At 47.9% G+C, this 14,323-nt stretch carries 12 protein-coding genes and 1 tRNA gene; 1 reads left to right on the top strand and 12 read right to left on the bottom strand.

The window, feature by feature from the left end; all coding sequences use genetic code 11:
* Positions 1 to 3: 3 nt before the first annotated feature.
* Entirely contained in the window at positions 4 to 1,461 is a 1,458-nt protein-coding gene (ligD, locus tag BN6471_RS05815; RefSeq protein ID WP_066646399.1) for a non-homologous end-joining DNA ligase, read from the top strand.
* A 137-nt stretch (positions 1,462 to 1,598) separates the two neighbouring features.
* Here the strand turns inward: ligD and BN6471_RS05810 are convergent.
* The 12 genes from BN6471_RS05810 to gmd all read right to left on the bottom strand — a co-directional run bounded on the left by BN6471_RS05810 (position 1,599) and on the right by gmd (position 14,290).
* Positions 1,599 to 1,675 (bottom strand) — tRNA-Arg (locus BN6471_RS05810).
* A gap of 20 nt (positions 1,676 to 1,695) precedes the next feature.
* Entirely contained in the window at positions 1,696 to 2,418 is a 723-nt protein-coding gene (locus tag BN6471_RS05805) for an amino acid ABC transporter ATP-binding protein (RefSeq protein WP_066646393.1), read from the bottom strand.
* A 9-nt stretch (positions 2,419 to 2,427) separates the two neighbouring features.
* Positions 2,428 to 3,126: an amino acid ABC transporter permease gene (locus tag BN6471_RS05800; RefSeq protein ID WP_066646392.1), complete on the bottom strand. Its 699-nt coding sequence runs from the start codon at positions 3,124 to 3,126 to the stop codon at positions 2,428 to 2,430.
* 149 nt (positions 3,127 to 3,275) lie between these two features.
* A complete protein-coding gene (locus BN6471_RS05795) occupies positions 3,276 to 4,169 on the bottom strand; it encodes a transporter substrate-binding domain-containing protein (protein ID WP_066646389.1) in 894 nt (297 codons plus the stop codon).
* Positions 4,170 to 4,264: 95 nt separating this feature from the next.
* Complete coding sequence (locus BN6471_RS05790; RefSeq protein WP_066646388.1) at positions 4,265 to 5,968, bottom strand: phospho-sugar mutase; 1,704 nt, start codon at positions 5,966 to 5,968, stop codon at positions 4,265 to 4,267.
* Between the two features lie 107 nt (positions 5,969 to 6,075).
* Complete coding sequence (locus BN6471_RS12645) at positions 6,076 to 8,205, bottom strand: glycosyltransferase family 4 protein (RefSeq protein ID WP_082903359.1); 2,130 nt, start codon at positions 8,203 to 8,205, stop codon at positions 6,076 to 6,078.
* A 34-nt stretch (positions 8,206 to 8,239) separates the two neighbouring features.
* Positions 8,240 to 9,163: a type I phosphomannose isomerase catalytic subunit gene (locus tag BN6471_RS05780; protein ID WP_066646387.1), complete on the bottom strand. Its 924-nt coding sequence runs from the start codon at positions 9,161 to 9,163 to the stop codon at positions 8,240 to 8,242.
* Positions 9,164 to 9,171: 8 nt separating this feature from the next.
* Positions 9,172 to 10,197: a mannose-1-phosphate guanylyltransferase gene (locus BN6471_RS05775; RefSeq protein ID WP_066646386.1), complete on the bottom strand. Its 1,026-nt coding sequence runs from the start codon at positions 10,195 to 10,197 to the stop codon at positions 9,172 to 9,174.
* Between the two features lie 78 nt (positions 10,198 to 10,275).
* On the bottom strand, positions 10,276 to 11,562 hold the full coding sequence (locus BN6471_RS13015; RefSeq protein ID WP_066646384.1) for an ABC transporter ATP-binding protein: 1,287 nt from the start codon (positions 11,560 to 11,562) through the stop codon (positions 10,276 to 10,278).
* Positions 11,563 to 11,576: 14 nt separating this feature from the next.
* Positions 11,577 to 12,350 carry an ABC transporter permease gene (locus BN6471_RS05765; RefSeq protein ID WP_066646382.1) on the bottom strand — a complete coding sequence of 258 codons (774 nt, stop codon included), beginning with the start codon at positions 12,348 to 12,350 and terminating at the stop codon, positions 11,577 to 11,579.
* A 13-nt stretch (positions 12,351 to 12,363) separates the two neighbouring features.
* Positions 12,364 to 13,269: a GDP-mannose 4,6-dehydratase gene (locus BN6471_RS05760; RefSeq protein WP_066646380.1), complete on the bottom strand. Its 906-nt coding sequence runs from the start codon at positions 13,267 to 13,269 to the stop codon at positions 12,364 to 12,366.
* Between the two features lie 13 nt (positions 13,270 to 13,282).
* Positions 13,283 to 14,290 (bottom strand): GDP-mannose 4,6-dehydratase, encoded by a 1,008-nt coding sequence (gmd, locus tag BN6471_RS05755; RefSeq protein WP_066646378.1) that lies wholly within the window; start codon positions 14,288 to 14,290, stop codon positions 13,283 to 13,285.
* Positions 14,291 to 14,323 lie beyond the last annotated feature (33 nt).

The raw sequence follows: 14,323 nt of genomic DNA, 5'->3' as shown, positions 1-14,323 counted from the left end.
CTGATGACTGAAAAACTCAAAGAATATAATCAAAAACGACAATTTACAAAAACGAATGAGCCGCGCGGCGATGTGCCGGCAGGGAATGCGGCGCAGCTTCGGTTTGTGGTGCAGCATCATATAGCGAGCCGGGATCATTATGATTTTCGCCTGGAATGGGACGGCGTGCTGAAAAGCTGGGCAGTGCCCAAAGGGCCGTCTTACGACAGCCACGACAAGCGGCTGGCGGTACAGGTGGAAGACCATCCGCTGGAATACCGCAATTTTGAGGGTACGATTCCCAAAGGGCAATACGGCGGCGGGACGGTCATGATCTGGGACGAAGGGACATGGCAACCGCTGGAGGACGCAGGCAAAGGCTTTGCGGACGGCTCCCTGAAGTTTACGCTGGAAGGCAGCAGGATGCTGGGAAAATGGGCGCTGGTCAGGATGAAGCCCAAGTCCGGCGAGAGCGGGCATAACTGGCTGCTGATCAAGGAAAAAGACCGATTTGAAAACGCATATGACGCCAAACAGTTTACGACGAGCGTCAAAACCGGCCGCACGATGGCGGAAATTGAAGCGGACGGGAAAGCTGCGGGTGAGCCGGAAAAACAGGAGGCGCGCAAAACGGTTTTCGCCCAGAGGGCAATCACGCATGCCGATAAGGTCCTGTATGAAAAGGACGGCATTACGAAGGGCGACATTGCCGCATATTATCGGAACGTTGCGGGGCGCATGATGCCGTATGTGGAAAACCGGATCATCAGCACGGTGCGCTGCCCGGGCGGTATCGGCAGCGCATGCTTTTTCAAGAGGCACCCCTCAAAGGAAAAGGGCGTCTTTGCGGTTCCCGTGCCCACGAAAAATGGAGAAATAAAGGATTACTATTATGTGAAGGACATAGACGGACTATTGTCCGAAGTGCAGATGAACACGCTGGAATTTCACACCTGGGGCAGCCGCGTGGAGACGTTGGAACAGCCGGACACCATGGTCTTTGACCTCGATCCCGACGAGGGTATGGCTTTGGGGCAAATCCGGCAGGGCGTCCGGGATTTGAAAAGCTTGCTGGACCAGCTTTCGCTGGTGTCTTACCTGAAAACGAGCGGCGGCAAGGGATACCATATCGTCATCCCGTTCCGGCCGTCGGCCGATTGGGATACCTTCCATGGCTTTGCCCGGAATATAGCAAAAACAATGGAGGCGACGTGGCCGCAGCGCTACACCAGCAACGTCCGGAAAGAAAAGCGGAAAGGCAGGATTTTTATCGACTGGATCCGAAACGGCAGGGGTGCGACAAGCGTCGCCCCTTACTCCGTAAGGGCGCGGGACGGCGCGCCGGTCTCCATGCCGATTTCATGGGCGGAACTGGATACGGTAAGTCCCAAGGCTGTTACGATCAAAAACGCGGCGGCAAGGCTGCGGCAAAAAGACCCGTGGGAAACATTTTTTCAAAACGACCAGCATTTGAACGGATAGCGGCGAGCGAAACCCGGCATCTGTTCCAGGCGTCCTGCAAAAAGTCAAGAGACATGGCATCGTTGCAATACACGGAAGAAAACCTAAGATATGCAGGAAGACAAGTGAAACGCCGCAATCCTTTGATTTGCGGCGTTTGGTGTGCCCGGGAGGATTCGAACCTCTGGCCTCAGGAGTCGGAGTCCTGCGCTCTATCCAGCTGAGCTACGAGCACATGAAACTGCAAAATGCAGTTTACAATACTTTGGAAAGAAAATCCTGCAGCCGTGAGTTCTTCGGAGAATCGAAAAATTCTGCCGGCGGCGCCTGTTCGAGAACTTTGCCCTCGTCCATAAACAGGCAACGGGTTGCAACTTCCTTCGCAAACCCCATTTCATGTGTAACGACAACCATTGTCATTCCTTCATCTGCAAGCGTATGCATAAAGTCAAGCACCTCGCCCACCATTTCAGGATCGAGCGCAGACGTCGGCTCATCAAAGAGCATCACATCCGGATTCATCGCAAGTGCACGCACAATCGCCACACGCTGTTGCTGCCCTCCCGAAAGCTGCGAAGGGTATGAATCTATTTTATCCGATAATCCGATTCTTTTCAAGAGTGTTTCTGCACGTTCCTGCGCTTCATCCTCCGTCATCAAGCCAAGTTTTAATGGAGCAAGCGTAATATTCTGGCCTACGGTCTTGTGGGGAAACAAATTGAACTGCTGGAAAACCATACCCATTTTTTGGCGTACTTTATCGATATTTGTATTCTTATCGGTCAAAAGTTTTCCTTCGAACCAGATCTCACCGCCGGTCGGTACCTCAAGCATATTCAGGCACCGCAGGAAGGTAGACTTTCCGCTCCCCGACGGCCCGACAATCACTACTTTTTCCCCGCGCTCAATGTGCTCATCGATTCCTTTAAGCACAACATTTTCATTGAATTGTTTATATAGCTCTTTTACAATAATCATTATGCGGCCCTACCTCACATCGCTCTGGGCGAGTTTCTTTTCCAGTTTCCTGAGCGCCCATGTAATCAGCATAACAATACCAAGATAAACAAGTGCAATAAAGATCAGCGGAACAAAAGCGTCCATGGTCCGCGAGCGTACCAGCTCAGCGGCGCGCGTCAAATCCGTAACCGCAACATATCCAACGATAGACGTTTCCTTAAACAGTACAATAAATTCATTTCCCAGCGCAGGAAGGATATTCTTAATTGCCTGCGGAAAAATAATGGTACGCATCGTCATGCCGTTTGTAAGGCCCAGAGACCGTCCTGCTTCCATTTGCCCACGCGGTACAGCCATAATACCCGAGCGTACGATCTCAGCAACGTAAGCGCCGCTGTTGATGCCAAATGCAAGCGCCGCAACATAAGGCGCCATCTCAATCGGTGCGGCGGCAAAAATAATGTAATACATAATTAAAAGCTGTACCAGTACCGGCGTTCCCCGGATTACCGTCAAATAGATATCACAGATAATGTTCAGCCATTTCAGGCGCTTATTGCGCAGTGCGTTGACCTTAGCGATTGCAACCACCGATCCGATTACAACCCCCATCAATACCGCGATTCCAGCGATCATCAGGGTAACGAGCAAACCGTCGAGGAACATCGTCCAGCGGTCATTCGCAATCAACGTATTATAAATTTGTTGTCCAAGATTGTCAAACATATCCCCAAGCTCCATGATTTGCCATACACCGGCAACTATTTGCCACGTTTTTTCAGGAAAACGCGCAAGCATGTTTTATTATACTATACTTATGGAGAAAAAAAAAGTTTGCAGAAGAAAATTCTTCTGCAAACTTTAAAAAATCGAGATTACTCAGCTTCCGAAGATGTTCCCGAATACTGGTCGAAATGCTTCTGCGTCAAATCCTGAATGTCGCCCTTCATATCCGCCAACACTTTATTGATCACTTCCAGCAAATCGTCTGATTCGCCCTTCCGTACCGCCATCGCATACTGTTCCGTCGTGAGGACGTCGTCATACACCGTCAAGCTGTCATTATTTGCCACAATGCTCTGTGCCGGCAGCTTATCCACAACTACCGCGTCCAGCTTACCGTTCGCAAGATCCATGCCTGCCTCGATCGCGCTCTTATATTGCTTTACGGTTGCTCCTTCCACCTCGTCCGATACAAAGAGGTCGCCCGTCGTTCCAAGCTGCACGCCGATCGTTTTTCCCGCAAGATCTTCCACCGTGGCGCCCGCAACTTTGGGATCGTCTTTCGTTACGATTACCATCTGGTTGGACGTTGCATATTCATCCGAGAAATCAACGCTCTGCTGACGCTCTTCCGTGATCGTATAACCCGCCGCGATAAAGTCGCCTTTGCCGCCGTTCAGCGCCGGAACTAAGCCGTCGAAATCCATATCTACAACTGTCAGCTTCACACCCAACTCGTCTGCAATTTTCTGTGCGATTTCAATATCCACACCCGTCGGCTGATTGTCGTCGCCAAGGTATTCATAGGGAGGGAACTGTGCGTTCGTCAGAAGTACAAGTTCTCCCGCTTCCTCGATCTTATCCACCAGGCTGCCTGCCGCTGCACCTTCGTCGGACGCCTCCGCGCTTTCAGACGCATCTGCGGACGGTTCTGTGGAAGCAGCCTCGGAAGGCGATTCCGACGCGGCCGTTTCCGGCGCGGAGCATGCTGCGAACACTGCCACAGCCATGAATACTGTCAGTACTAAAGCAATTATCTTTTTCATATCGTTCCTCCAATAAATATTTTAAACTTACAATGTATAATTATACATATATATTCAGAAAAATCAATCCCTTTATGCAAAAACATGAATATTTTTTACCCGACTCCCAAAATCTTATGTATGTCTGCCGAAACAGCGGCATATAATTTAGATGCATTCTCCTCATTCGGGCACTTCAGCGAATAATACACCTTAATTTTAGGTTCCGTTCCCGAAGGACGAACAACAACCGAACTGCCGCCCGCCAGCGAATACCCCATCACATCCGATTTTGGAAGATCGATTTTTTTCGTTTCCCGTTCGCTTTTCTCCACGGAGGCCAGGTAATCAGACACTTTCACTACTTTTGCACCGCCCAGTTCGGTAATAGAATCTATACGCAGGCTCTTCATAAGTTCCGCCATGTGCAGCATTCCATCCGCGCCTTCAAAGGTGAAGCTTTCAAGTTTATCGTAAAAATATCCGTGCTCCAGATATAGCTCGTTAAGCCTGTCGGCAAGTGTTTTTCCCTGCTGGCGGTAATAGGAAGCCATCTCGCAAATCAGCATGGCTGCATTCACGGCATCCTTGTCACGCGCATGCGTCCCGGAAAGGTAGCCATAGCTTTCCTCAAATCCAAACACATAACGGTCTGCTTCTCCGTTTTCTTCCAGCAGGCCAATCTGTTCCCCAATAAATTTAAAGCCGGTTAATACGTTTTTAAGCTGTACGCCATATTGATCGGCAATGCTCTGCGCCATTTCCGTTGTAACGATCGTCTTGACTGCGACCGGATTTTCGGGCATTGTCCCGTACTTTTTACGCATTGCGCACACAAAATCAAACAGTAAAACGCCCATTTGGTTCCCATTGATCAGAACATAGTTTCCGTCCTGCCGGACAGCCGCGCCCACACGGTCACAATCCGGATCGGTTCCCAGCAGCAAATCCGCACCTGTCTTCGCGCATAGTTCCAGACCAAGCTGAAGCGCGGCCTTTTCCTCGGGATTTGGGTAAGGGCACGTTGTGAAATTCTCGTCCGGCTCTTCCTGCTCCGGAACAACTGTGATAGTTTGGAAGCCTGTTTCGTTCAAAATCCTCAACACCGGTTTTAATCCCGTTCCGTTGAGAGGCGTGTAAACGATCCTGATATCGCCGCCGTCCTCAAAAACGCTATAGCTTCTTACTGCGTCAAAATATGCATCAATTGTGTCCCGGCCAATATATCGGATTTTGCCTTCGTTCAGAAAGGTATCAAAATTTCCTGTATGGATATCCCGGAAAATATCCTTGCGTTCAATATAACCGGTAATTTTTTCTGCCGCATCGAGCGTAATCTGGCATCCGTCCGGGCCATATACCTTGTATCCGTTGTATTTTGCCGGGTTGTGGCTCGCAGTCACAACGATGCCTGCGCTGCATCCAAGATGTCTGACCGCAAAGGAAAGCATGGGCGTAGGCATCAGCGTCTCATATTGAAACACTTTGATTCCATTCTGCGCAAAAACCTCTGCGGCTGCCCGGGCAAACTGCCGCGAATTCTTGCGGCTGTCATAGGCAATTGCGATGGAAGGCCTTTCAAATTCTTCATTCAGGTAGTCCGCAAGCCCCTGCGACGCCTTTCTTACTGTGTAAATATTCATACGGTTTGTCCCTGCGCCAATAACGCCCCGAAGGCCGCCCGTACCAAACGCAAGGTTACGATAAAAACGGTCTTTGACCGCTTCGTCATCCTCTTTAATTTTTATAAGCTCTTCCGCAACTTCCTTGTCTTCCGTTGCGTTTTCAATCCATTGCTTATATAGTTCTCTTTCGTTCATTCGTTTCACCTTTAAAAATCCTGCCTGCTGCTTTTATACCTTTTCCAGTATATCAGCCTTTTCCATTCTTCTCAACAGGAAATCCGGCTCTTATTTCTGTCCTGAACCTATTTTAAATGCGCAAGACGCTCCAACAGGATTTTTCCGCAATTCTCATAAGAAAATTCCTGCTCAATCACTCGTTTCGCGTTTTCACCAATAGACATGTAATAATCGCGGTCTTCCACAAGCCTTTTCATATACTCTGCAGCGGCGTCCACATCAGGTTCCGCCCAGTGCATTCCCTTTTTGTAAATAATAAAATCTTTTTTTACTTCAACCAGGCGGTAAGGTACGGGGCAACAGGCGCCTTCCCGCATATACTGCGTATTCCCGCTGTAATTTGTGATGACAACGGGTTTCGCAAACGCCATCGCTTCTGCCGGTCCAAGTCCAAATCCCTCGCTCCGGTGGAGCGACAGGTACGCATCGCATAAGGAAATAAGGCTGTTGATTTCCCGTTTGGACATCTGCCTGCTGATGGTCATGATATTTTCATGTTTTTTTAATAATGTCATCAGCTCCCGGTCGCCATCCCAGTCAAGCGGCGTATTTAGCTTCAGTAAAAGCATCGCGTCCTGTCGGTTGCCAAACGCTTTGCTAAATGCCCTGATGGCAGCCAATGGATTTTTTCGCTCGGAAATGCTGCGGGTATCGTAGGTCATCAGGAAAATAAACTGATTCTCCGGCAAACCAAATTCCTGCCTTGTAAGGTTGTCGTCCTTTTGTGGATGGATTGCATAAGGAACCGTATGAACCGGGATCGGCGAATTCTGCGCAATAGCTTGGGTCGTAAAATCCGAACAGGTCCAAATCTCGTCAAAATACGGAAACGCTCCCGCCCATTCGGCTGGAAACTCGGGCATTTCCCATGCCCAATAACCAATATTGTGCCGTCCGTCGAAAACGCTCTTATCAAACTCCCGAACCGATTCTTCAAAACAATCCGGGTTGTACGCGAAAATATTTGTATCATAGATAAATTTATTGGAAATTTTATCTGCAAATTCCGTATTCGTGAAGGTATGAAGCCCGGAATCCTGTACTTCGATGACCGTATAGGGAATGTTTGCATGCTGCAAAATTCTCGCAAGAATCCTGCTGCTTTCGCCCAGGCCAAAATCGCCCTTAATAAAGCCACATAGATTCACACCGAATGGATACTGGGCTTCCGGCATCGTTTGCGCTCCCCGGCGAATGGAAAACCGTTTTCTCAAAGATCTGTCGCGCTGCTGCGCTGCTTCCCGCAGTTTCAGACAGGCCTGATATGCGGCCTGCACAGCCGCAAGGTATTCCTCTGCCAGCTTGTATTCTTTCCGGGCATACTGCAAAAACCATTCCGTGAAGCGTATTCTTGCTTCGGGATCGTTTAAATCGGGAAAAAGCGCCCGCAGGTCCCCCCGCGCAAGGTAAATTGCTTTCTCGATTGCAGTAACCGGAATTGTTTGGGAATCCCCTACGACAACCGTATCGCGCATAAAGTAATCCGGGTGTTCAAACGGCTGGTTTTTGCATTTGCTCCTCAGCCTGTAATCCATGCCGTAGTATTTCCTTAATATATCCGCGACTGGTATTCCATTTTCAAAACAGCAATACTCCGCATATTCCGGAACCTCAAAAAAACTTACTTTTTCCATTAAATGAACCCGGCACCCAAACAGGGATGCATAGGAAAGCCACGCCTTTAAGAATCCCCTCTCGCCAATTCCGCTGAAAAGGATCCGGTTATATTTCTTCTGGCTCCATGTCAAAAATTCCGTTATCCGCTTTCCCCGTTTCAGGGCAAAAGAATGATTGCAAAACAGCGGTTTCGACGATAAAGAAATATCTACCGAACCGCTTTTTTCCGCCTCGTCCAGAAGATTCGGGAAAACGTGGAACGTATCGCAGGAGGCGGGAAAATCCGGAAACAGTCCGCTGTCTGAAACGACGGCAACGGTTTCATAAGAGTCGAGCAGGAAACTAGCCGCCTTCAGCGACAAAAAACAGGCTAGTTCTTCTCCCGTCAGGCAAAACGCATACTCCTTGTACTTCGGGCCTGCCAGCCGGGTCAACGATAATATACCCTCTTCCTCCAAGCCCTCCTGATCGCCGGCAGGGCATACAAAAAGATCGCTTTCCCCATAGCGTTTGCGTATTTCTGTTAAATCAACCTTATTATTTTGACTTGCAATATATGCGATTGCAGAAGTGTTCACTCTGTATTTGCTCCGTTTTCCCAGCGCCAGCGTATTATACCGTTGTTTTCAAAAGGGTTGCCTGCCCACTGAGTGTGTAGTCTCCCAATCCTGCCGGAACAAACACGTCTTTTCCCGCAGGAATTTCAATGACCCCGCTCTGGCAGGTAAGCGTTCCAGTCCCTTCTACGCATAACAAATTATGAAAGGAGGACTCGTCCGCGCACAGGACCTGCCCTTTTTCGCACAGTTCAATTTTTTCCATTTGGAATGTGCCGCAGTCAAGCGGCTGATCCAGGCGGTATACGACAGGTTCTCTGAAATGAAGTACGTCCGCCGCCTGTTCGATGTGCAAGGGACGCGGATTTCCCTGCGCATCCGTCCGTCCAAAATCATAGATCCGGTAAGTAATATTGCTGTTTGTGCCAATTTCTGCCACAGTCATGTTTTTGCCGATTGCATGAACCGTTCCCGGCTTAATCAAAAACACATCACCCTTCCGGACTTTCACTTTATTCAGTACTTCCGTAATCGTTCCGTCTGCCGCACGCCTCTTGAACTCTTCTTTGGAAATTTCTTTCTGGAACCCGTAATAAAGGGCTGCGCCCGGCTCACAATCCATAATATACCACAATTCTGTTTTGCCGTCCTGCCCGTTTCCATGAATAGCCGCATAAGCGTCATCAGGATGGACCTGTATGGATAGGCTGTCCGCCGTATCGATTATTTTTACGAGCAGGGGCAGTTCTTCTTTTCCATTCCCAAGAACGCTGCATCCCTCTTTTTCGAGATACTCATTCAAGGTCATTCCAGCATACGGACCGTTTTCAATCCTGCTGACGCCTTCCCGATGGCACGCCAATTCCCAGCTTTCCGCAATTTTTGGGAAAATGCCATCTTTATGATAAATTGTTTTAAGCTTAGTGCCCCCCCACAAATAATCTTTCAACACAGGACCTAGCACCAACGGATATAACATAACTTCTCCTATCTGACGTTCAGTTGTTTTGCGATCTTTCCAATCTGCTCGGACATATCTTTTTGGGCCACGAGGATCGCATCCTCAGTTTCCACAACCACAAGATCTTTGAGGCCGACGCATACGACCGGTTTCTGACAATTCACATAGCAGTCCTTTGACTGTTCCATAATGGCATTGCCGTCCGTTACATTCCCGTATTCATCCTTTTCATTTTCCTCGTGCAGGCTCTCATAGCCGCCTACGTCGCTCCAGCCAAAATCCGAAGGGATGCAGTAAGCCTTTTTTGTTTTCTCCATAACGGCATAATCAATGGAAATGTTTTTGGCTTGTTCAAAAGCCCGCGCAACCTGCGCCCTGTTATCCGGATCAATTGCCGCAAACAAATGATATAATTCCGGCTCATACTCCTGGAATTCATCGATCATTGTCTGGATGTCAAATACAAACATCCCGCTGTTCCACAGGAAATTTCCCGCCTGCAAATAATGCCCGGCCAATTCCTGATTGGGTTTTTCGTGAAAGGATACCAGTTTTACCACCGTTTGGTTGGCCTGATATTCACTCGTTTCAATTTCAACGTAACCGTAGCCCGTCTCCGCACGTGTCGGACGAATCCCAAATGTAACGATATGTCCCTGTTCCGCTTTCCCGACTGCGGCGTCTAGTGCGGCATGGAAGGCCCTCCCATTTTTGATCGTATGGTCTGAAGGCATCACGACGGCTACGCCGCCGCCCGAATGCTTTTGGATCATAAAAGCAGCCCACAGGATACACGGCGCCGTATTTTTCGCCTGCGGCTCCGCCATAATATTTACTGTCTCTCCAAATTCTTCCTTCACAAGGGGCATATATTTTTCTCCGGTCAGGATATACTGATGTTCCATCGGAACAATATCCGCAATCCGTTCACTCGTCTCCCGGAGCATACTCTTATCCGAAAACAAATTCAAAAATTGTTTTGGTTTTGCCGAACTGCTGAGCGGCCATAGCCGCGTTCCACTGCCGCCCGCCAAAATAATACCACTTACCATAGGTTAACTCTCCAATACTATAGTCTTTTCTGCGCGCCTGTAAATTTTTCAACTGGCAAAACAAGCGCACCTTCGCAATTATCCTTCCGGTAATTTCCACACATGCCTAACGTTGCTGATTCCAACCGCTTTGGATTGTGAGGTGACGCTAAATTCCATATAATTTCTATAATAATCCAACGGTGTCGCATCTTCGTTGATTACTGCAACGCTCAGCTTATATTCCCCTGTCAGCAACGGAAGGGATTCAATCATAAACTTCACACATCCTTTAGAGGGAAATTCATCGCGGAATACATTATCCAGAAACATATTGGTACCAAAAATCTGCATATTGTTTACGGAAAAAAATCCCATCCCGAAATTACACTTATTCCCTTCCCGTATAATTTCATAATACATATCGATAGAATATTTTTCACCTTGGATCAGGTTTTTGGTTTCTTTTCCTTCTTTGTCTGTAAAGATAGTCTTTGTGATAATCACATCGCCATTTCCAAAGTGATTATCATCGACAACCTCCTGCGGCGGTTCTTCCGCAGGCTCCTCCAAACCCGGTTCTTCCTTTTCCGCAGGCTCCTCCGACTGCTTTTCTTCCTGTTCCCTTTCCTCTTCCTTTTGCAGTTGTTTCTGTTGTTCTGCAGCCATATAGGCAAGATATTTATCCGATGTGCTCACTGCGTCTCCATCAGCTTGTATTCTTCCGTCATTGATCCAAATAGCCCGGCTGCAAAACGTTTTTACCGTGTTTGCGTCATGTGTAACAAACACAATCGTCACTCCGCTGTCGCGTAACTGGCGCATCTTTTTCAAACATTTTTGCTGGAAATTCGTATCGCCAACCGCCAGTATTTCGTCTACCAAAAGTACATCTGCATCCACGCTGATTGCTACGGAAAAGGCAAGGCGCGTATACATACCCGATGAATACGTCCTGACCGGATTATCAATAAATTCTTCCAACTCCGAAAAATCAATGATAGATTGCAGCCTCCGGTCAATCTCTTTTTTTTTGAGGCCAAAAATTGCAGCGTTGGCGTAAATATTTTCCCTGCCCGACAAATCAGGATGAAACCCTGCGCCAAGCTCCAGAAGACTTGATACCCGTCCCTGCACTTTGACTGTCCCACGGTCGGGGTATAGTATCCTCGTCAACAGCTTCAGGAGCGTACTTTTCCCACAGCCATTGTGTCCAATCAGGCCCACTGTTTCCCCCGTTTCGACAGAAAACGAAATGCCCTTCAGGACTTCCCTGTTCTCGTGTACGCGCCGTTTTTTGAAAAGCAAACGTTCTTTCAGGGTATTTCCCTTATCGGAATAAATTTTAAAACTTTTATATAGATCTTTTACTTCAATTGTAGACATTTATTTGTACTCCATTACAGTTCTTCGGCAAAATTCCGCTGCAACTTATTAAATATAAGCACCCCGATAACAAGGGCTACCACAGCGCATAATACAGTAGTAACAAGTGTGCTCATATCAGGAAATTTCTGGTAAAACAAAATATCCCTGTATGCAATAATGACACTCGACATTGGATTAAAGGCCAAAACGCTTTGGAGCTGCCCCGGCACTTGTTCGACCGAATAAAGTATAGGCGTTAAATACATCCAGACCTGCGTCAGTATCCCCAGAATATATTCCAGATCGCGGAAATAGACATTGACAGCCGATACAATCAGGGTAAAACCCAGGGCGAAAAAGAATTCTATCACCATAATAAGCGGAAGCATTATCACAGCTGCACTCACGCCTACGCCTGTAAAAACGAGTGCTAAAAAGACAATGATGAACGAAAACAGCATATTCATAAAATTGCTGCATACCACTGAAATCGGAATAATGATACGCGGGAAATATATCTTCTCGATCAGTCCTTGCGCTCCCCGTATGCTGCCCGCGCCGGCCAGAAGAGACGTGGAAAAAAACAGCCACGGAACCAGGGCTACGAACAAAAACATTGCATAATTCTCAATTCCGTTCCTCATAATAACGGAAAACAGCAAGGAGTACACCAAAAGCTGCAGCAATGGATTGATAAAAGTCCACAAAAAGCCCAGAATAGAACCCTTGTATCGGGTTTTCAAATCTTTTTTGACGAGACTGCCCAGCATCTCCCGGTAATCCCAAAGTTCTTTAAAACCGTTCATATATAAATGTTCCTTATGCCTTTCTCCAAAAATCCAAAACAGCTTTAAGCGTTTCTTCTATCCCGATTTCCGGTACATATCCCGTGTCATTTGTCAGCTTCTGGATATCTCCCTGGATCACAGGGAGGTCAATCGGCCGGAACTTTTCGGGATCTTTTTCGATTGTGATATCGGCGTCCGACATTGCCACCAGCGCATCCAAAAGCTCCTGTATCGCATAGCTTTGTCCAGACCCGACATTGTAAATTTCGCCCCGCTTCCCTTTTTGTGCCAATAAACGATAGGCGCGGACGATGTCCCGCACATCAGAAAAATCTCTTTTCGCACTTAAGTTTCCTACACGTATGGTTCCTTTTCCATGTTTTTCCAGTTCTGCAATTTGAGAGGCAAAATCCGGGATTACAAAGCCTTTTTTCTGGCCCGGCCCGGTATGGTTAAAAGACCGCGTTGCAACAAGATCAAGATCATACGCCGTTTGGTAAAGCAATGCCATTTGCTCCTGCATTGCTTTGGAAACAGCATAGGGATTTACAGGCTCTAGGGCAAGAGACTCCTTGATTGGGCAGTCCCCGGGCGCTACCGGGCCATATTCATCCGAAGTGCCGATTATGACCATGCGGACCGCTTTTTTCGCACTTCGCACAGCATCCAACAGATTCAGTGTGCCGTTCACGTTAATCTCTATCGTGCATTGCGGATTCTCCCACGAAAAACCCACGGAAGACTGTCCTGCCAAGTGGAAAATATAGTCGGGCGTTGTTTCAGCCACAACATTTTCCACCCATTTGACGTCCAGTAGGTTCCCGTTGCGGTCCGCGCCTGCAAGATCCGTTCCAACCGTCTGAATTCCGTTGTTTTCTAATTCTTCCGCCAGATAGGTTCCAACAAATCCTGCCGCTCCAGTTATCAGGGCTTTCATAATATCACCACGATTATTTCACAAGTTCCAGATCGTTTGCTACCATCCGGGTTACGAGTTCGTCAAAAGGAATTTCCCGCTTCCAGCCAAGCGCCTCCTCCGCCTTCTTCGGGCTTCCCAGAAGCAGTTCCACTTCCGCTGGGCGGAAGAAATGTGGATTTACTTTTACTACCGTCTTTCCATCCTGCGTATTGACCGCATATTCTTCCACACCCTTGCCGTGCCATTCAATTTCCATTCCTGCGGCTTGGAAAGCAGCATCAACAAACTCGCGTACAGTGCGCGTCTCCCCTGTTGCAATAACGTAATCGTCCGGGGTATCCTGCTGCAGCATCAGCCACATCGCACGGACGTAATCCTGCGAATGCCCCCAGTCCCGCTTCGCTTCCATGTTTCCAAGCTCCAGACATTCCTGGTGTCCCGTTTTAATTTTGGCAACAGCATTCGTAATTTTTCTTGTTACAAACTCAAGGCCCCTGCGTTCACTTTCATGATTGAACAAAATCCCCGAGCATGCGAACAAGCCGAAGCTTTCCCGGTAATTTTTAGTAATCCAGTGTCCATATAGCTTCGCTACTCCGTATGGACTGCGTGGGTAAAAAGGTGTCTTTTCGGTTTGGGGAACTTCCTGTACCAAACCAAACATTTCAGAAGTAGAGGCCTGATAAAAACGTGCGTCCGGTTTGATTAACTTAATTGCCTCCAGAATATTCGTTACCCCAACCGCATCAATATCTGCCGTTGCAATTGGCTGCTCCCACGAGGTCGCCACGAAAGACTGGGCGGCTAAATTATATACTTCATCCGGCATCGCTTTTTTCACCGCATTGACAAGCGATACATAATCTGTCATGTCTGCATAAATAAACTGGATCCTGTCTTTTATATGGTCGACATTTCCATAATCAACCACGCTTTTCCTGCGCATAATTCCGTATACTTCATATCCTTTAGAAAGCAGTAATTCTGCTAAATAAGAACCATCTTGTCCTGTAATTCCCGTTATCAAAGCCTTTTTCATCACAAACCTCCTGAAAAATTCTGGCTGCCGTAT

The sequence above is a fragment of the Christensenella timonensis genome (assembly GCF_900087015.1).
GTDB lineage: Bacteria > Bacillota > Clostridia > Christensenellales > Christensenellaceae > Christensenella > Christensenella timonensis.
The sequence above is the reverse complement of the archived record's forward strand: the minus strand, read 5'-3'. Positions and strand labels throughout refer to the sequence as shown.

What these genes read in the sequence shown, in the direction of transcription:
- BN6471_RS05765 (WP_066646382.1), bottom strand. Translation starts at nt 12,350, where the DNA reads ATGAACGGTTTTAAAGAACTTTGGGATTACCGGGAGATGCTGGGCAGT.
- BN6471_RS13015 (WP_066646384.1), bottom strand. Translation starts at nt 11,562, where the DNA reads ATGTCTACAATTGAAGTAAAAGATCTATATAAAAGTTTTAAAATTTAT.
- BN6471_RS05760 (WP_066646380.1), bottom strand. Translation starts at nt 13,269, where the DNA reads ATGAAAGCCCTGATAACTGGAGCGGCAGGATTTGTTGGAACCTATCTG.
- BN6471_RS05805 (WP_066646393.1), bottom strand. Translation starts at nt 2,418, where the DNA reads ATGATTATTGTAAAAGAGCTATATAAACAATTCAATGAAAATGTTGTG.
- BN6471_RS05775 (WP_066646386.1), bottom strand. Translation starts at nt 10,197, where the DNA reads ATGGTAAGTGGTATTATTTTGGCGGGCGGCAGTGGAACGCGGCTATGG.
- BN6471_RS05780 (WP_066646387.1), bottom strand. Translation starts at nt 9,163, where the DNA reads ATGTTATATCCGTTGGTGCTAGGTCCTGTGTTGAAAGATTATTTGTGG.
- gmd (WP_066646378.1), bottom strand. Translation starts at nt 14,290, where the DNA reads ATGAAAAAGGCTTTGATAACGGGAATTACAGGACAAGATGGTTCTTAT.
- BN6471_RS05790 (WP_066646388.1), bottom strand. Translation starts at nt 5,968, where the DNA reads ATGAACGAAAGAGAACTATATAAGCAATGGATTGAAAACGCAACGGAA.
- BN6471_RS05800 (WP_066646392.1), bottom strand. Translation starts at nt 3,126, where the DNA reads ATGTTTGACAATCTTGGACAACAAATTTATAATACGTTGATTGCGAAT.
- ligD (WP_066646399.1), top strand. Translation starts at nt 4, where the DNA reads ATGACTGAAAAACTCAAAGAATATAATCAAAAACGACAATTTACAAAA.
- BN6471_RS05795 (WP_066646389.1), bottom strand. Translation starts at nt 4,169, where the DNA reads ATGAAAAAGATAATTGCTTTAGTACTGACAGTATTCATGGCTGTGGCA.